24 protein-coding genes are annotated in these 17673 nt (G+C 57.0%); 11 read left to right on the plus strand and 13 right to left on the minus strand.

Going from position 1 to position 17673, the window contains the following annotated elements; translation table 11 throughout:
• Positions 1-11: 11 nt before the first annotated feature.
• The 7 genes from LQ231_RS26705 to LQ231_RS26735 all read left to right on the plus strand — a co-directional run bounded on the left by LQ231_RS26705 (position 12) and on the right by LQ231_RS26735 (position 9536).
• Entirely contained in the window at positions 12-1118 is a 1107-nt protein-coding gene (locus LQ231_RS26705; protein ID WP_230175329.1) for a DotH/IcmK family type IV secretion protein, read from the plus strand.
• A 12-nt stretch (positions 1119-1130) separates the two neighbouring features.
• Positions 1131-2306, plus strand: coding sequence for a DotG/IcmE/VirB10 family protein (locus LQ231_RS26710; RefSeq protein WP_230175330.1), 1176 nt, complete (start codon positions 1131-1133; stop codon positions 2304-2306).
• Positions 2307-2322: 16 nt separating this feature from the next.
• Positions 2323-2598: a hypothetical protein gene (locus tag LQ231_RS26715; protein WP_230175331.1), complete on the plus strand. Its 276-nt coding sequence runs from the start codon at positions 2323-2325 to the stop codon at positions 2596-2598.
• Between the two features lie 43 nt (positions 2599-2641).
• A complete protein-coding gene (locus tag LQ231_RS26720; RefSeq protein WP_230175333.1) occupies positions 2642-5734 on the plus strand; it encodes a hypothetical protein in 3093 nt (1030 codons plus the stop codon).
• Between the two features lie 6 nt (positions 5735-5740).
• Entirely contained in the window at positions 5741-6013 is a 273-nt protein-coding gene (locus tag LQ231_RS26725; protein WP_230175335.1) for a hypothetical protein, read from the plus strand.
• Positions 6010-8997, plus strand: coding sequence for a hypothetical protein (locus tag LQ231_RS26730; RefSeq protein ID WP_230175337.1), 2988 nt, complete (start codon positions 6010-6012; stop codon positions 8995-8997). The genes LQ231_RS26725 and LQ231_RS26730 overlap by 4 nt, the downstream gene beginning before the upstream one ends.
• Positions 8998-9116: 119 nt before the next feature.
• The gene (locus LQ231_RS26735) at positions 9117-9536 is read left to right on the plus strand and encodes a hypothetical protein (RefSeq protein ID WP_230175339.1); all 420 of its coding nucleotides are present in this window, start codon (positions 9117-9119) and stop codon (positions 9534-9536) included.
• Between the two features lie 143 nt (positions 9537-9679).
• Here LQ231_RS26735 and LQ231_RS26740 read toward each other — a convergent pair whose 3' ends face one another.
• Positions 9680-9883 carry a hypothetical protein gene (locus LQ231_RS26740; protein ID WP_230175341.1) on the minus strand — a complete coding sequence of 68 codons (204 nt, stop codon included), beginning with the start codon at positions 9881-9883 and terminating at the stop codon, positions 9680-9682.
• Between the two features lie 167 nt (positions 9884-10050).
• Here LQ231_RS26740 and LQ231_RS26745 point away from each other — a divergent pair, with 167 nt between their 5' ends.
• Both LQ231_RS26745 and LQ231_RS26750 read left to right on the plus strand, forming a co-directional pair.
• Entirely contained in the window at positions 10051-10542 is a 492-nt protein-coding gene (locus LQ231_RS26745) for a helix-turn-helix domain-containing protein (RefSeq protein WP_230175344.1), read from the plus strand.
• A complete protein-coding gene (locus LQ231_RS26750) occupies positions 10539-11969 on the plus strand; it encodes a type II toxin-antitoxin system HipA family toxin (RefSeq protein ID WP_230175346.1) in 1431 nt (476 codons plus the stop codon). The genes LQ231_RS26745 and LQ231_RS26750 overlap by 4 nt, the downstream gene beginning before the upstream one ends.
• A 65-nt stretch (positions 11970-12034) precedes the next feature.
• Here the strand turns inward: LQ231_RS26750 and LQ231_RS27360 are convergent, their stop codons facing one another.
• The 11 genes from LQ231_RS27360 to LQ231_RS26800 all read right to left on the minus strand — a co-directional run bounded on the left by LQ231_RS27360 (position 12035) and on the right by LQ231_RS26800 (position 15762).
• Positions 12035-12439, minus strand: a complete 405-nt coding sequence (locus LQ231_RS27360; protein ID WP_356637723.1) for a DUF6283 family protein — start codon at positions 12437-12439, stop codon at positions 12035-12037.
• Between the two features lie 102 nt (positions 12440-12541).
• Positions 12542-12829 (minus strand): hypothetical protein, encoded by a 288-nt coding sequence (locus LQ231_RS26755; protein WP_230175348.1) that lies wholly within the window; start codon positions 12827-12829, stop codon positions 12542-12544.
• A gap of 10 nt (positions 12830-12839) precedes the next feature.
• On the minus strand, positions 12840-13034 hold the full coding sequence (locus LQ231_RS26760; RefSeq protein WP_230175351.1) for a hypothetical protein: 195 nt from the start codon (positions 13032-13034) through the stop codon (positions 12840-12842).
• A gap of 18 nt (positions 13035-13052) precedes the next feature.
• Complete coding sequence (locus LQ231_RS26765) at positions 13053-13265, minus strand: hypothetical protein (RefSeq protein ID WP_230175353.1); 213 nt, start codon at positions 13263-13265, stop codon at positions 13053-13055.
• Between the two features lie 280 nt (positions 13266-13545).
• Positions 13546-13794 carry a hypothetical protein gene (locus tag LQ231_RS26770; RefSeq protein WP_230175355.1) on the minus strand — a complete coding sequence of 83 codons (249 nt, stop codon included), beginning with the start codon at positions 13792-13794 and terminating at the stop codon, positions 13546-13548.
• An 18-nt stretch (positions 13795-13812) separates the two neighbouring features.
• A complete protein-coding gene (locus LQ231_RS26775) occupies positions 13813-14178 on the minus strand; it encodes a hypothetical protein (RefSeq protein ID WP_230175357.1) in 366 nt (121 codons plus the stop codon).
• Between the two features lie 17 nt (positions 14179-14195).
• Positions 14196-14447 carry a hypothetical protein gene (locus LQ231_RS26780; protein WP_230175359.1) on the minus strand — a complete coding sequence of 84 codons (252 nt, stop codon included), beginning with the start codon at positions 14445-14447 and terminating at the stop codon, positions 14196-14198.
• A 16-nt stretch (positions 14448-14463) separates the two neighbouring features.
• On the minus strand, positions 14464-14766 hold the full coding sequence (locus LQ231_RS26785; RefSeq protein WP_230175361.1) for a hypothetical protein: 303 nt from the start codon (positions 14764-14766) through the stop codon (positions 14464-14466).
• Between the two features lie 28 nt (positions 14767-14794).
• On the minus strand, positions 14795-15091 hold the full coding sequence (locus LQ231_RS26790) for a hypothetical protein (RefSeq protein WP_230175363.1): 297 nt from the start codon (positions 15089-15091) through the stop codon (positions 14795-14797).
• A gap of 27 nt (positions 15092-15118) precedes the next feature.
• On the minus strand, positions 15119-15334 hold the full coding sequence (locus LQ231_RS26795; protein ID WP_230175364.1) for a hypothetical protein: 216 nt from the start codon (positions 15332-15334) through the stop codon (positions 15119-15121).
• A 38-nt stretch (positions 15335-15372) separates the two neighbouring features.
• Positions 15373-15762, minus strand: a complete 390-nt coding sequence (locus tag LQ231_RS26800) for a hypothetical protein (RefSeq protein WP_230175365.1) — start codon at positions 15760-15762, stop codon at positions 15373-15375.
• Between the two features lie 154 nt (positions 15763-15916).
• Between LQ231_RS26800 and LQ231_RS26805 the strand changes: the two genes are divergently transcribed.
• A complete protein-coding gene (locus tag LQ231_RS26805; protein ID WP_230175366.1) occupies positions 15917-16537 on the plus strand; it encodes a recombinase family protein in 621 nt (206 codons plus the stop codon).
• 13 nt (positions 16538-16550) lie between these two features.
• Positions 16551-16847, plus strand: a complete 297-nt coding sequence (locus tag LQ231_RS26810; RefSeq protein WP_230175367.1) for a hypothetical protein — start codon at positions 16551-16553, stop codon at positions 16845-16847.
• A 500-nt stretch (positions 16848-17347) separates the two neighbouring features.
• Here LQ231_RS26810 and LQ231_RS26815 read toward each other — a convergent pair whose 3' ends face one another.
• Positions 17348-17566, minus strand: coding sequence for a hypothetical protein (locus LQ231_RS26815; protein ID WP_230175368.1), 219 nt, complete (start codon positions 17564-17566; stop codon positions 17348-17350).
• Positions 17567-17673 lie beyond the last annotated feature (107 nt).

The following is a 17673-nucleotide window of genomic DNA, read 5'->3' on the forward strand; positions in this document are numbered from 1 at the left end:
TGGAGCAGGGCATGAAGATGATGAAAAAGGGGGTTCCGGTAGGTCTGCTACTCTCCGTCATGATGGGAGGCGCTGTTGTAGCGCAAGATCAGACAGAGCAGGACATTACCGCGCCTGTCGGGGAGCAGGGCATAGCTCGTCAAGACCCCGGCCAGTCTCAAACGCAGACGGGTATGCAGACCTTTGAGGAGCAGCCGAATCTACCGACTCGCGAACTCACGCGAGAAGAGCTGGATAAAATCAGGCAGGGGATGGTCGATCAAACGGAAGGCATGATCCTCAAGCCTAACGAGGTTGGCCGGATCAGGGATGCAACTCTAGGCTCTCAGAGTGCGGCTGTGCGGCCGACTTACTCGACCGATCCCTATCCGATTGCTTTGCCGCGCGTGGTGAATGCCGCCAAAACGCCGATGCAAACGCCGCCCACGGTGCGGATGGCCTTCGGACTTACAACGCCTGTGACCTTTGTAGATAGCGACGGCTATCCATGGCCGGTGGCAAATGTGACCTATAATCCGCAGATGCTGGCGCAGGATGGGGCAGGATGCGGAAGCGCCACCGGGGCGCAAGCGAGCGAAGCGGGCGAACGTCCGACGACGATCAACCTTACGCCCTGCTATTTCGAAGTGTTCGGCAATATCAACGTTGCTCTCGACAAGTGGCCCTATCCCATTGTCCTGCTGACGCAATCAGGCTTCCGGCCGCAGGGCGGTCAGAAGGTCAGCATAGACATGCCGCTGACTGTCGTGATTGAGGGACGTTCCCCTCTCGCCGAAAAGGTGAAGCCGGTCAAATTGAACGGACGCAGATCGCCGAAGGGCGGCAAGTACCTGGCTAGACGGCCGGTGCCGGAAGGCGACTTGGCGACCTACATCATCGGTCGCATACCGGACGGGGCGCAAGCCGTTTCGTTGGAGGGAGCGCCCGATCTGCGCGGTTACACGACGCCAAACGGCGACCTCGTTGTTGTCGGCCACGTCGATATGCTCACGCCGCACTTCACGCAGAAGGTGCCTACTCCTGATGGGGAGACGGCCTATCGGTTCAAGGGACAGCCTTACCGTCTACTTTTCTCTGACAGATCGGGCGTCGAGCGCCCCGCAACAGTTCGGTACTAGGAGGGGTCGATCATGAACAAGCTGGTACTAGGTGCGGCCGGGGCGCTCGTCATTGCAATCGGAGCTGGCGCTTTCATGCTTTCAGGCGCGACAGCGCCAGACCGGGGAGCTGGAACAGCCAGTAACCTTCCTAACGGGGAGAACGTGCCCCAAAATGATCAGATGACGCCGGTTGATACCAACGAGGCCAACCGCCGCGCGACCGTAAATAATGAAGATGCGCAAGTGGCCCGCGAAACGGGCAAGGATTATCAAGCGCCCACGGTCATCACGGGAATTGGCCCTGCCGATAAGGGCGAAGAGCCAACGGTTGTGGAAGAGAAGAAGGCCGACCCGGAAGAGCGCATCATCAAAGAGACGACGGAAAGAACCGTCTATGTGACGAAAATTCCGGTGCAGCAGCCTGTATCGGATCAGGCTGCAAGAGCTGCGATTCAGGCGCAGATCGACGCGCTCGCACGCGGGAGCAACGGGAATGGTGGAAACACGCCCCGCGTCCAGATGGCCATGCAAAAGTACAAAGCGCCGCCGGAGGTCAAGGACGATAAGCAGACCGGCCCGGTGACGAGACCACAGCAGAAAATGACGATGCTTGCGCGAACCGGCGATGTTATTTTCGCTCGACTGGATCGCTCTTTCAATTCTGATGATCCGGGTGCGCCGATCATCGTGTCGCTGGATGACGTGATCTACGATCCCGCGAGAGGCACGCGCAACGGCCCGCTCACGGGTATGAGGCTCGTGGGCCAGATCAGCTATTCCGATAATCAGGCAGCGATCTCGTTCACTCAGATCGTGACGAATACCGGCGCGCAATTCCCGGTGACGGCAATAGCCGTGTCGGAATCCCAAGCCCGCACTGGCATTGCTGCTGATGTCGATAAACACACATTGCAGCGATATAGCGGGCTTTTCCTGTCCTCGATCATCCAAGGCGTCGGGCAGGTGGGTCAGCAGCTCGTGCAGAATAACCGGAACATTGCGGTGAGTGACGGGGTGATCGTTTCCGGCCGGAACCCGGTGAACTATGGAGAAGCCGCGCTTGCGGCGTTGCAGCCGCTTGGGCAGAGCCTTTCACAAGCCGCAGCTAAAAACTTCAGCCGCCCGCCAACCATGTCAGCGCCGGCAGGCATGGGCTTGGGTGTCGTTTTCTTGGCCCCGGTGGTGATCCCGCAGGGCGTGCGATAGTCGATAGGAGGCCACCGTGGAGTCGAATAGCCAGAATCTTGAGACAATGGGAAAGTCGTTTTACGAGTTTCTGGCTTCGGCCGGAAACCTCGTCCCCCTGCTGTTCGCCCTTATGAGCCTCGTCATTTGCTTTAAGACGCTCATCAATATTTGGCGGCTGACAAGCCGCGAGGAAATGACCTCATTTGATCCAGAGCAGAGCCTGTTTCACCAGTGGGTTGCATTTGGTTTTGGCGGGCTTCTCGGCATTTCAGCGGTTGTTACCTACGCCCTTTCCAGCATGTGGGGATGATGCATCTCCCTGATGGAAACAGGTGGGTTTTGGAGGCTTAGACATGGCACAAGAGCGCAATTCAATCATGAGCCGGATTTTCGGAGGCGGGAAGCGCGAGGAAACCGCAGACGCTCCGAAATGGGAAGATCCAAAATTTATTCGGGAATTCGTCATTGCTGGCCCCGTTCGAGATCGGCTTGCCGCGCTGGAGAAAATGGCGCCCGAGTATCGGGAATGGTGCGAAAACCTTTCGCTAGCCCAAATCTGGAAACTGCAACTTTCAACGGTCGATGAGATCGCCGCGCACTTCACCGGAAAGGCCCCCATTGCCATCCTTTCGCCTTTGAATGCGCCGCAACCGCGAGTCGATGAAATGCAGGCGGTTGCGCAACGTGGCAAGGATGTGATCGCAGAATTGGCGCTGGCGCGGTCACAAATTACCGATCCAACGAACCTTTCCACATCGAGAAATGAGGCTGTCATCAAGCTTCACGATGCCATAGTCGCCGCAAAAGCAGAAGCGAGGTCCGGCAATCCCTATGTGCTCGATCACGCGAAGCGATACCCTACGGAATATGGCTTCCTTGACGATGGTTTTGATGAGGATAGCGAGGTCCGCGCATATGAGCGGGCTATCGAGACCTTTGGTGAACTGAACGTCGCAGCCGTCAACGAAGCTCTCTATGAGATCGAGACTCTTCATCAGAGCCTTTCTGATTTGGAGCGCCCCGAGCCGACGCATAATACAGAGACCGGGGCATACACCTACGATGTCAGTGCTGATGATGCTCAGACCCTGACGAACCTGCGTGCGAACGCTGAGCGGCAGATAGATGCTGCTTGGCAGCGACTGATGGCATTCCACGATGACGGTAACGGGTATGTCCAGCACGTTGCGCAATCGAATGCCGAGCTTTTTGCACGCGTGAACTCCCGCGATAGCGCTTGGGAAATGTTCGAGGTTCTCCACGAGGCCGGGCATGCGGGCGAGGCCGTGCCGAAGGAAGCCTATGGCAATGCCCGACTTCTTGGTTTTTATGAGAGAGGTTTGAAAGAACTTGAAACCGAATTGAGCATCGCGGATGATGAGATCGGTTTAGGGATTGAACCCGACGCCGTTCATCCTATTACGGGCTATAACTCGGAGATATCCGAAGCGCAGTGGGAAAACCTCGCTGCCCGGAAAGCCGAACTCGAAAGCGCCCGCGACAAGATTCCCGGCACATTCGAAAATCCGATCCAGATCGGCCATACCGCTGAACAGCAACTGCGGTACGCGCTTTCCAGCGGCAGAGAAAACCATACGCTGGAAGCGATAAAGGCCAGTGTGAATGAAAAAATCAAACACATAAATGTCCGTCTTACTGACCGCGATTCAGAGCATTTCATTTCAGAAGACAGCTATGCGACCAGAGTTGAGGCAAATGATGAGCGCCGTTTTCTGGAGCGGTTGCGGGATCAGCTTGAAACAGTTGAGCCGGGCGGTCACATCGATCTGTCTCGCACAGTGAAAGACTTTGGATATGATCCCGAAGAAGCTCAGATGGCTAGGTGGAACGGGATTGAATATGTGCCATGGGCCACGCAAGAAAGTCTGGATCACCGTTACAAAGTAGAGCAAATCTCCAGTGTGCTTGAGCAGTTAAAGACGCATGATATCACTGTAGACACCAGCTTTACTCGGATTCCTTCCGAGTATGAAGAAGAGGACGAGTACCATCTTGGCCCACGAGCTACCAGCTCTTCAGCGCCGGGAACTTTCGAGAATCCCATTCAGATCGGGCATACTGCGGAGCAGCAAATGAAATATGCATTTCGCGAGAAGTCCGAAGCGGCACGTGAGAGCCGCGTGATCCACAATTCAAAGCCCGATTCAGTCGAGATGTTTCGAGAGCTTTATCAGGATGTGGTTCGAACGGGAGACAGCTTTCCTATTGGCGCTCTCGAACGCCATGCGGAAGGCAGGTTGCAGCAGACATATGCAGCACTGGTGCTGATCGAGAATGCTAAGGCCGCTGGTATCATACCGGAAAACTCGAAATTTGTGGCGACCGGCGCGAAGGTGCAGGACAAGCGCGCCAGCAAGGAATATCCGGCCGCTCACCGCCTCCCTGCCGATCTATCGATACAGGCTGCTGATGGTTCCCTTCGGCGTCTTACGGACCATCTCGATGTCGATCTAGGCCGGATATGGGTCGATCAGAATATCTTCGCTCCCACTGATCGTATTCACCGTCTCGCGAATGTCGCTGATCAGTGGGTTGAAGACGGCGGTATGAAGACTGCCTTTGTGAGCGCAGCGAACGCCGTTTCCAGCGGAAAGATGACAGCAGAGGAAGCGCTGGAAGATATCGTCCAGCCGGGATATGCCGCCGCGCACGCACGAGCGCTTGAGAAGGTCGAGCGAAATTTTACGCTGATCGAGCGCCAAGCGCTTTCACAACGGATCGTAGATCAGCATGGCCAGCCTTATCGGAAGGTGCCTGAACCTACGGTTCTCAGGATCAAAGGGTTGGAGGAGCGCGCCGCCGCGAAAGACGTGATGGAGCGCACGCTTAAAGCTTACAGCCGGATGGAAGAGCTTTCGCCCTCCTTGCGGATGAAAAGCAATCTTGCCGTCAATGGCGTCATCGACAATGAAATTCGACTTCGGGAGCACGGACCAAACTCGCGGCGCGTGCTCGCTCCCGGTGAGGCGATGGTAGAGGCCCGCCGAGCTGCTGGAGAGGCCAATGCGGCTCTCACGAAGCAGATGGATGAGGTCATCCAGCTTGGCAACAAGGCTTCGGCCGCCGCCGTTGCTGCCGCCGATCCATCTCGACCAATGGAAGCCCGAATGCGGGCCATGGGCGATGCCGGAGCCTACGGTGAGGCGATGAAAACCGCATGGGCAAAATTGCAGAGAGAAACCGGCCCGAAAGTTGTCAAAGGTCTGTCGGATCGTCTTGAGCGTTGTGGACCACATGCTGGTGGTCATCTGGCGGCGGTGACTGCGCGGCTCGCTTCGCCTCCAAAAGAGGTTCTGCAGGCGTCACATGAGATTGATGATGCGCAGGAAAAACTACAGCGCGCCAACCGCAGCCAGGTCGATTACGGACAGCAAAATTCGCCCCGGACGGTGTTCGGTCAGCGGCCTTCTCCTTCCTTGGAGTGACGGATCATGGCCGAGAACAATCGACCTACGGAAATAGCCTTTATGCCTGAATTACAGGGCAGCTCAGCTATGGAAGCGCTGATCGATCGGATACGGAGACTGGCTGCGAGTAACCAGCTCCCTAACGCCCTGAGCGCGATTGATGAATCGTTGGAGCATCGTGTTCGGATCGCTGACGGCTTCGCCTCCAGCACGTTTAGCACCGACTTTGAGAACTTGCCCGATGACGCCGATTTAGGCGGCTTCCTGTACCGTTTTACCCCGAGGGACCGCATATGAGCATGTTCAACCGGAATGCCGACCAGTTTTGCGATCTGAGCGGCTTCGATCCAGACACCCCGCGCCCTGTGATTTTTGCGCACGATGGCTCCGACATCACGCTGATCGAAATCAAGGGGATTCGCTCGATCACTTCCGAGGCTGAATTTGCGGATCGGATGGTTGAAATTTTCGCGGCTGAGCTGGCGCAGGTTTTGAAGTCGCCGGGTCATAACATGTCCATCTCGTATGAATGCTCCTACAACGCCGAGAAGGTCGTTGATGAGCATTTGGACCGCGCCCGGCATAATGCCGAGCTGAAGCAGTTGAGGATCGATACGATCCTCAGAGAAACGCGCGAGGTTATCCTGAAAAGGGCGGTGAACGAGCGCGTTATCATGGCGCTCACGTCGCGGCCGATAGCCGGGCCGCAGCGCGAAATGATGATGCAAAAAAAGGCCAATGACGAGGCCCGTAGCGAACTGCCGGCGATGCGTTCGGCTATGGACCCGTTTATTGAGCTGAAGGGACTGGAAGGGCCGCACATGGCCTATGTGCAGAGCGTCCTAACGGCCTTGCGGCGATGCGGTGTGATGGCGGAGATCATCAAACCGAAAGAAGATGGATCGCGGCCGGATATCGCTGCCATCCGGCAGGGTATTTTCTATCATGAGACGCCGGATGATTGGTTGCCTCATGAGCCGGGGGCCGTGAAGTATCCCCCGATCAAGAAGACCTTCGATAGTGACGTGTCGGATTTCTTTGCACAGCCTTTGGCAAAGCAGATTTTGTCGTCAGCACCTGTCGTCTCCCAAGATATGCGGCAAATCAAATGGGGACCACGCACCTTTTCCGTCTGTCAGGTCCATCGGTTTCCGAAGAACCTGCGGCCTTTCAACATTCTTGTTTCCCGGTTGCGTTCGGAAAAAATGCCCTACCGGATCACTCTGCATCTGGAATCGCTCAATAACGTGGATCGCCGGTCCATCGGTCTTCGCCAAGTTGCTGCACAGCTATTGGGCATCTTCAATTCAACAACGAAGCTTCTTGGCAAGAACCTTCAGCTTGTCACTGAGGCTCTTGGCTCCGACACTGAGGCCGTTGTGAAGGCGAATTTGGAAGCTGCGACGTGGATCGAGCCACACGAGCGGCAAGAGCTGCTTCCCACGCGCGCCTCGCGTCTTCTGGTGGACATCCAGTCATGGGGGGATTGCTCCGTTTCTGACAGCCCCGCAAATCCGGTGCGTGTGTTGGCCGAGACTGTCGCGGGCATGAATGCAACATCGAAAGGTTGGAGGGGCGTGCTGGCGCCAGTATCCGATTTGTCGGTCATCATGCCCCTCCATCGCACAGCGCCAGTTTTTCAGGCCGGTGACAGCATTTTCACAGGTTTGGATGGGTCATTGCTGCCTCACAGAGCGTTCGCGCCAGAGCAGCCGGCATGGCTCACTCTTGGCAGCGCCGGAACGGGTTCCGGCAAGTCGGTTCTCTTCAACCGCATGAATTTCGACCTGATGGCATATCGGTCAGGCAGTGAGCTGCCTTTCATGATGATCGCGGACGTGGGCGTTTCATCGAGCGGCTGCATGAACCTGCTGAAAGAGCTGCTGCCACCAGAAAGGCAGAACGAGGTTTTGTATGTTCGCCCCAAAAACACGGCCGAGTGGGCGGTCAATCCATTCGATATCTCGCTTGGATCACGCAGTCCGCTCGACCGGGAGCGGGTATATCTGAAAAACTTCCTGCTGACCGCGATCCCGATGAAAGAGGATCTACTTCCCGAGTTGATGACGCGCATCATCTCGCGCGTGTACGAGGTCAAGAGCGATCTTAGTATCGATTCACGGCCGAACAGATGGCAAGCGAACCTCGATCCGGTCCTGAACGACGGCGCTGCCGCCGCAGGGATCGTTCTGAGCGACAAGACGCGCTACTGGACGCTGGTGGACGAGTTTATGAGGCGCGGCCAGCCTTCCATGGCAGCAAGAGCGCAACGCTATGCAGCGCCTCGCTTCAAGGATATTGCGACGATCATCGCCGAACCGCAGATGAAAAAGGATTTCGGCGAGGAAATGCTGGAAAAGTTGCAACGCTATCTGGAAGCGCTGGAAGCCGCTTATCCGATGTTTGCGAGCCATACGACCATGGAGACCGGCGCGGCTCGCGTTATGGCCGTCGATCTTCAAGACCTTTTGACGGTCGGCTCGCTCAATGACGAATTGAGCAGGAAAAACACGCTGATGTTCCTCATGACCCGCCAGTTGTTCATGGCGAAGATTGCTGGCGACAAGGACGATATCCGCGCCATGACATTCCCGCAGGACGAGGCTGTTCGCTCGCTCTACGAGGAATATTGGACGAGGCAATTCCAGACGATTGCCGAAACGCCGAAGCGATTGATGATGGACGAGTACCATCTGACCGGCACAATCGATACCATCAACGAGGTGGTTTGGCACGATTGCCGCACCGGCCGTAAGTGGAACCTTGAGGTTTGCTTGGTCAGTCAGGAGCTAGGCGACTTCCGTGGCCTCACCTCGCAGGCCACAACAATCATGATCCTGAACTCGGATTCGCAGGAAGCCCGCAGGAAGATCATCGAGGAGCTTGGTGGCACCGAAGCTATCGATAAAGCCCTAACGACGCATGTGAACGGCCCTGATCCGTCAGACCCGTCGAAGGGCGCGAACGTGCTTGTCATGTACAAGCTGCGAAACGACGAGAAGCGATGGGTGATCTTCAACAATGCTCTTGGAGTGCGGATGCTATGGGCTCTGTCGACGAAGGCAGAGGATCGGGCCGTTCGCGACGAAATCTATCGCCGCGTACCCTTGGATCGGGCGCTCGACATCCTCGCCCGGCGCTTTCCCGAGGGCACCGCAATTTCGCGCTGGAACGAGATTGCGCGCTCGAAGAAGCGGAATAACGTCTCGCTGGCGAAGGTGCTTGCCGATGAGGTCATGCAGTACGATGCGCAGTATTCCTATCAGCAGGCGGCAGAATGAGTTTTGAGCCCTTGCATTTCACAACGAAAACCAAATCTGGTATGTTGTGAAGAGGAGAAGGTTGTAGTATTACCGAAATCGATTAATCGCCCCCGTTACAGGGATGAAAGGAGATGGGAATGAGCGGAGTCAGCACGGCTTTGACGGCTGTAAAGGACAGATATTACGGTGCACTCGCAACTGCGAGTGTTTCCTACTTTGCGTTGACGACATGGGCGTTCGCTCAGGGTGCAGACCCCAAAGCGCCGCTGGATTTTCAGAAGCAGGCGCAGTCGGCCGCAAGCAGCTCCCGCTTGAATCCTGACGACGCGAAAGAGGGATTGAACAATCTCGGTTCGACGTTCCTGTATGGCGGCAGCGCGCTTTCCATCATGTTTGCGCTCTACTCACTCTATAAGTGGTGGGATGCGGTCAACAACGAGCAGAGCCGTCACAGTGCCGGCGGATCGTTCATGGCAGCGTGTATCGCTGGCGTGATCGGCATTGTCGGTATCTTCGTTGGTTGGGTCCAGTCCGTTGCTCTCGGTGGCGGTAGCTAATTCAAGGCTCGATGACTGTAAGTGCAAGCAAAGCCCCGGTGAAAGCCGGGGCTTTTTCATTGATGCACGGGTCAAAAAAAGAGAGCCGTGATTTGGATCACGGCTCTCTCATGGATAGGCGATGCTTGGGAGGATCGCGCCTATCAGGTGTTCATGCATTTGGCGTGGCACTCGCTAACTTTGACGGGGGACCAGCGTTCAGAGGCTGCGCCCACGGCGGCAGCTTCGGCCTCCACTATCGATTGCGTCAGGCGGGTGCGCTGTTCGTACAAAGCCTCGACGGGTGCAACATGCTCGTTGATGAAACGGTCGTCAACTTCGGGAAACTCGCGGAGCCAGTGACGCATTTGAATGCCTTTCCATTCGCCTCTATATAAGCTACAGATAGTTATCTTTTCATCCGAAACCAAAGTCAATATAAGTGACAGATAGTGATCTAAAAAAATCCGCAAAGGGTAGGGCGCTGTCGCCTTGGCAGGCGCGTGCCCATGCGGCAGGGCTTCAGCAAAAAGTTTTGGCTGAGATCACCGGCAAGACCGAGATCAATGTGAGCCAGCAACTTCGTGGAATGTACGGCGGCAAAGGCGAGCCGCCTCGGTATGTCGTGGCGACGATTATCGCGTGGGAGCTGATGACGCTCGATCAGCGCGAGGAATGGCTTGCGCAGCTCGGCAGCAAGGGAACTCTGCCGTCGCAGCACTTCACGCGCTCAAACGTCATGGAGCGCTTCCGTGCCGCCGTGAGAGCGCGTCGGGAAGAGCTGTCGTTGTCGCGCGAGCAGATTGCGAATGCCATCGGCACCACGCGACGAGCCATCAAGGATTTTGAGGATGGCGGTGACGTTTCGATGTCGCTTGCGGCCAAGATCGCGGAATCTGTTGGCTTAAGCATTGGTGTGGTCGATACGGCGACCGCGAGCGGCATTGCTGGCGGTTCGGCCTTGGCCAGAGATACCGACACCTATGAAATCTCAGATTCCCTCCCCGATGATCTGGAGGGCGCATGAGCGGCGATAAGCTGAATGTGCTTCTCTACGACCGGCAGGTAGGGACGCTGGAGCGTTCGCGTGAAGGCGTCAATTTCACCTATGCGAACACATGGCTTGAGGACGTTCGGAGCGGCCGAGGCGGGCACGCCTTGTCCATCTCCATGCCCCTCCACGAACGGGAGCATGGGCCAAGGGTTGTCGAACCATTCATTGCCGGGCTTTTGCCTGACAGCGCGGTTCATCGGCGCAAAATCGCAGAGAGCTTCGGGATTGATCCGGGGCACGAGAGCGATTTTGAGTTTCTTCGGAAGATCGGCCGCGATTGCGCAGGCGCAGTGGTTTTCACTGACCCCAACGATCCCTATGCAGATATTCGCGAGCCGCCAAAGCTAAAGCGGCTTTCGGATGGGGAGCTGGCGCAGTACCTGCGCGACCTTCCGATCCGGCCGCTTGTCGATGATCCAGAGACCGGCACGCGTCTATCATTGGCAGGGGTAAACGATAAAACGGCTGTCGTCATTTCCGGTGGGATCGTGTCGCTGCCTTTGAACGGGTTCCCGTCCTCGCATATCCTGAAGGTGGATATTGCGGGGCTGAAGGACTCGATCAGGACGGAGCATTTCTGCCTTCGGCTCGCTGATGCCTGTGGAATCCGGGTGCCGAAGTCCTCGATCCATCAGGTCGAGGATACGGTCTACATGCGGGTGGCCCGCTATGACCGCCGCTTGCAGATGCGGGAGAATGGACCTGCATTGCTGATCCGCGCCCATCAGGAGGATATGTGTCAGGCGCTCGCGATCCATCCCGAGTCGAAGTACGAGGATAATCGCTATAGCCCCGGCCCCGGCTGGAAAGACATGGCCGAAGTCATGAAGATGATGGAACGCCCGGCCGTCGATCAGGCCGGTTTGCTCGATAGGGCGCTTTTTCAGTATCTATCCGGCAATCCTGACGCACATGGAAAGAACTATGCCATCCGCTATTCGCCGGGCGGGCAGATGGCATTGTCGCCGCTCTACGACCTGAACAATCAGGCGGCGTTCGCAGTCAACTACAAGAACGTCAAGCCTCGTATGGCGATGGCAATTGGCCGGGATCGAGACTCCCCCGACAAGGGCGAATTCTGGCGCACCAGAGTCACACGGGATCATTGGGCCGACTTTGCGAAAGACGTGGGAATGCCGGCAGCGCACGTCTTGAAGAAGCTCGATGAGATGACGATGCGGATCAGCGCCGCCGTGACGACATTGCGCGAGGAATTCCGTCACACGCTCGCTGACACCCCGCTACTCGATGTGGTCGTTGAGGACATTGTGGGCCGCGCTGACGCGGTGAAACACAATCGGCCGGAGCCAGAGCGCCAGCAATTCCGAACGCCTTCCAGCGGTGAGCCAGAGCGCCAGCAGCCCCGAACGCCTTCCAGAGGGCCGTCTATGGGAATGTAACCCGTATAGGGGGAGACACTTCCTGATGACAGAATGCACCTGGCTCTCAGGGTCGCGCCGCCGTTTTATTTGGAGGTCGCGCGCTGCCGCACGAGGCCGTCAATTTTTCGCTGCGCCTCTGGCGACGGATTCTCAATACCGGATATGCCGTGCGCGGCGGCTTCCGCGCCTGATGCGAAGACCTCAATCGGGGGCGCGTAGCTCCAAACTGATAGATCGAGGTTATGTGCGTGAACGCGCAGAGCGAGAAGGTGATCGCGGTCATGCGTCAGCAGCCACCCCCCGCACAGGCACCCGTCGCGCTGGTGGCACATGAAAAGGGCCATCGGCTGAAACGGTGTTTCGGCATCGTAGGCCGGGAGCTTCGCATACTCGTCCCCATGCCAAATGCCAGCGGGCACGTCTCTGCGATAGGGGCAAGTCCCGCAGGGAATCTTTGGCGGTTTCACAGGCAACTGATCCTCATGCATTTTCGTGGATGCGGCGCTGCTGCGCCTCGATGGCGGATCGTCTCGCCGCTGGCTCGATGTCGTAGAGAGCCAAGCGGAGCATGAGAACATTCAACTCCGGGGTCATACGGACTGCGCCAAGAGGGCGCGGCCGTGTTCTGTGATTATGCCAAAATCATCTATCATGCCGGCGCGATAGAGCGGCCATGCACCGCTCAGGAGCATCTTGCGGTCAAGGTGATCGGGATCGCGCACCAGCCGACCGTCGATACTGTCGATATAGACATCGCGCCGGTCCTTGGTCAGCTCGATAAGAACGCGACCCGAGGCGATCAGCCGCAAAGCATCAATCGGTGCAGGCTTAGCCATTGCGTCCCTGCAAAGCGCTATCTCTTCTTCGGTGAAGCGCATTCATAGCCTCCTAGTTGGCGGCCGACCGGATTATGCGGCGAGCATGAAGCTTCGACCGGCGCAACGTTTCCATGCGTCCGTCGATCATCTCGATCATGCGAGCGGCGGCGGCTTCCCTTGTGTCGAATGCGCCGAAATTGTCGTCCGTTTCCATCACGCGAAGTTCGTCAGTGTCAACGCCAACAGCGATAGCGTAAGTGGTCATTCTCTCTGTCTCCGGGGGTTATCTGGAATTTTCGGACGCGGGCCGGTGGCTCTTCTCGAACGTTGAGGTCGAGCAGGTGCCCGCACAGCGCCCGGCGATCACCGGAACCGGGTCCAGCATCCAACTCACGTCACCGTCTTGCCAGTCGGCAGCAACGACACGGTATCCATCGCGCTTGCGGATGTAGTAGCCGGGTCGCATTGTGAATTTCGGGCTTTCGTTCGTCTGCATCGTCGCCTCCGGGGGTTATTTGGAATTGTGCAACAGAACCGTTGCATGAAGATCAATAGTCTCACCGACGGGTGTAGGCTCTATAGCCTTGAAACCCTCAAATTCTTCGATTCCGAGCGCCCACAGGCAGTTGCCAGCACGTTCGCGCGCCCACGTGGATTGGGTTGGGCTGAGAGAATGTCGGCTGAAGCTCATCAGCGCTACTAACGCTTGCCGCAAAACCTCATCCTTAGCTTTGTGGGTTCGCCCCATGATGCCACTCCGGCCTTAATTGGAATTTTCAGTAGTGAAAGGCGCGGTGCTCGGCGAGCTGCGCTGACTTGTCCATACTGAGATCGTAGACTTCCATGATCCGCTGCATATTTTTTCCGTCATATTCTGCCGCGACTTCGCGGGATGACTGTTCCGGCTTCACAAAGACCGGATAGTCCTCGTGATCGAACGTGTCGCAAACCACGATCAAATGGGTCGCGCCGAGTTCCGCTCCGTGCTCGAACCAGCTTTCGATATCGGCTCTGCTTGCTGCCATCGTGATCGCCTCCGGGCCTTAGTTGGCGCTCTGCCGACTTATGGCGTCCAATTGAGCCTTTGCTTCTTCGGCGCGCGTATAGATTTCCGCGCCACGGGTTCCGGCAACGGGCCGCTCAGCGTCGTAGGCAAGCAATTCCCTCCACGAGGAGAGCGCAGCTACGATTGCATCAGCTCCCTTGTGGGAAGGCGCATCGGGACGGCGATGAGCGCCGATCACGATAGAGGCGATGTCTGCGAGCCGTGCCATGCGCTGCATTTCGGAGATTGCGGTAGCGCGACCGGCGGCATCGCCGCGCTCGATCAGCGCAACGAGCATTTGCACCGTTTCCTCCCAAGTTGGGGTCATATCGATAGTGCGCAGCACTTCCTTGTTCTCATTCATTTGCATGGTCTCCGGTTTTAAGAATTGGGGTTATCGAGTGTGCCGGCATCGCGTGCCATCTCTTCGGCTGTGCCCCACGCATCCTCCCTGTCATTGGTGTAGTAAGCGATGGCCTCAGCCCGCTCGCGCGACAGGTTCGGGCGAGTGATGCGATACTCGCCATCCCGCTTGCTGACGGTAAGGCCAAGGGCGCGCACGGCGCTGAACAGGGATTTGTCATTTCGTGTCGGGATGGCCAAGGCGTCAGAGATGATCTTTGCGACGGTCATGGACTGTCTCCGGGTGCTAGTTGGAATCTGCGGGGCGCGTATAATGGGCGGCCGTAGGGAACTTACCGGGATCGGCGATAGGCAAGTCCCATCCGAATGCAGAACCAGCCACCATCGCCTCGCGCTGCGCAGGCGTAACATCCATTGCAATATTGCGATTATCTACCCAAGCGCGTGAAGCATCGGCATCGCCAGCAAGATGAGACGGCAGGTTGCTTGGGATGCGGTAGCCGCTTTCTCCCCGCAGAATGCCTACCACTTGTTGAATTTCGTCAACATATGCGTAGCAGACTTCGGGGAGGTTGGAATTGATAGCCATGGTCACGTTCTCCGGCGATTGGTGGAACTCAGTGTGGGCAAAAAGCGCGTTGCTCTGCTAACTGCTCCGCAGCAACATCACGTGCGGCTTGTCGCGATAGCGCAACCGATTTCGGATCGGCCTGCACGAAAGGCAAGGCGGCTTCGACTTGACGGCAAAGCTCGGAAAAGGCTTCGTCACTCAGGCCGGGAGACTGCCATGGTTCCCCAAAGCTGCAAGCGCCGTCAACATAGCTTTCAACCACAATGCCGATGTCGTCGAGCGTGAAGCCCGCTTCCATTTCGGACTTCATTTCGACCGCGAGCTTCTTGATGAAAGGGTGCATGGCTGCGCCTCCCGGTGGTTGTTGGAATTATCGAAAAGCATCCCACAGGCACTCCCCGGTGCGGGTGGCCTGAACCTCCACCTTGTAGGTGCGGAGATCGTCATGGGTCGTACCGATGGCGTGCGCGTGATCTTCGCTCAGTAGATATTTGGCGCGCTTCTTTGCAGCGGCCAAACCATACTCAAGATCGGCGCAGATATCGCAACCATCGGCGTCTTTCAGTACCACGTCATATTCGGCCATTTGTGCCTCCGGGCGGCTGTTAAAGAGGAGATGGCAGCTTACGCCGCCATCTCAATCTTGTCGGAGAGAGGGCGAAGAACCTCGTTCCAGATCGCTTCGCAGGTGTCGTTCGCGCTGTAGTCCGAGACGACATCGTGGCCATCATTGCCGTAAATCAACTGGAACCATCCAGCTTTTACGCCATCCTCGGTGCGGATAACGATCACGTCCTCGTCGGTGGAGAAGAGAGCCGCGAGAATTTCGGCCTTATTCTCGGAACGCTTTACCGGCCAGTCCTCGCCGTCCGAAACCGAAATCACAAACCCGCGCTTGAGGCAGGCAGTGACGAGGGCAACGGACATGCGCTTCTCTGCCTTGAGGCGGCGTGCAAGGGCGCGTTCGCCGCGATCCTCTGCGGCGTTGATGGCGCTGTCGAAACCAGTCTTCATGGCTATCTCCGGGCGTTGTGTGGAAGGCCAGTTGGCGCTTCTCGTTTTCAGTTCCAAAAACCTATTCCAATATTACAAACACGTCAATGGGTAATTCCAAAAAATAGTTCCAAATATAATTTTCATGTGTCGGATTTCATGCTATCCAAAGGTCATGTCACAAGCTGAACCTATCAAATACGGATACGCTCGCGTCTCCACGGACGATCAGAAGCTCGATCTGCAACTGGACGCGCTTGCGCGCGCTGGCGTGGAGCGCGAGCGGATTTTCACGGATGAAGCAAGTGGGGCACGGATACCTGATAGGCCGGGCCTGAAGGCCGCATTCAAAACGCTGCGGCCCGGTTCAATGCTCGTAGTGTGGAAGATCGACCGGCTAGGGCGCAATTTGTCCGAACTGATCCAGACTGCCGATCTTGTGCGCAAGAAGGGGGCGGAACTTGTGTCGCTGACGGAAGGCATCGACACGTCAAACGCTTTCGGCAAGGCGATGTATCACATGATAGGCGTGTTCGCGCAGCTCGAACGCGACATGATCGTGGAGCGCACCAAGGCCGGTGTCGCCGCCGCAAAGGAGCGTGGGAAAATTCCGGGCCGTCGCTCGCCGCTTACCGCCGAGAAACGCTCCGAGATCGTGAAGCACATGCTCGACGGGCTGTCATTCGAGCAGATTGCACCGCTGGTCGGTGTGAGTAAGTCCACCCTCTACAACCATGGAGACGATCTGCGGGCCGAAAGGGCAGTGATCGATGCTGAAGAACTGAGTTCCAACTAAGGCGGGATAGAAGATGAGCGGTGATGGTGAGGTTATCTACACGTACTCGAAGTGCAGCCTAATGGAGGGAGAGCGCCGTTGGCGCGATGATGATACGGGATTTGAGGTTTTTGATTCATTTGAGGAAGCCAAAGCGGACCTATTAGCGCTCCGAGAGGACATTGTGGACGACCCGGACGATATATGGTCGCCTATGCAGATTGAGAAAATCGTGATGCTGCCGATGACGCGGAGCAACCTTCTGACACTTTTAAATCAAGGGATGGAGGCCGTAGTGCAAAGGGCTGAGATCATCGAGATCATCGAATAGGCAGTTCCTATGAAGGCTCCAGAAAGATCAACGACGATTGCAATAGCTGCTGCTGACTATCGCGTCACGCATCTGGAAATCGTCTGCTGTGGCCGTGCCGTCTATAAACGAATTGAGGAATTGCCGGCGTCTGTGAAGGGGCTGACACTAGAACAGATAGCGCCGAAACTGACATGCGAAGTGTGCGGAAACCGCGCGAGCGTTTCGCGCATGGGCTACTGGAAACACGGTCAGAGACGGCTACCGACTGAATAAGGCACGATGCCGATGGGCGCAGCGAAGCAGATAGTTCGAGGTATGGGGACGCTGCCGCATGTAGGAGAGCATCCGGGGACCGGCCTTATGCTCAACTGGATCGCGGCCGGCGCGCTGGCAGGTGGCATAAAGGGCGGAATCGTTGGCATCCTTGGCGGAGCCTCCATCATGATTATGGGCCTTGGGCCGCTATATCTGTGGGGAGCCTACGACCGGGCGAGGATCAGTGACCGTATGTCCAACCCTCATTCCGCAGGCGGTTCATCTGCGGGATCGGGGTCTTCCTCGTAGGCGAGGGCTTGATTGCGGGCGACCTCTTCCAGAGCCTTATAAACGGCGCGAGACGCCCATCCCGCAGACACGGCCATATCGACCAAATCTCGCGCAGCAAGGTCAATTGCTTCTTGGCATTCAAGGCCGTAGTCAGGATTGTCAGGTGCATGTCTTGGCGGCGAAATATTCATGCGCTCCTCCCGCGATCAGTCATCATAACCGCAAACGCACGGCCCGTCTTCGCGTTCCGCTTGACTCAATACGGTGCGAGAACATAATGGGAACGAAATCCTAGCCA

The organism is Rhizobium sp. CECT 9324 (assembly GCF_918741265.1).
Classification (GTDB): domain Bacteria; phylum Pseudomonadota; class Alphaproteobacteria; order Rhizobiales; family Rhizobiaceae; genus Allorhizobium.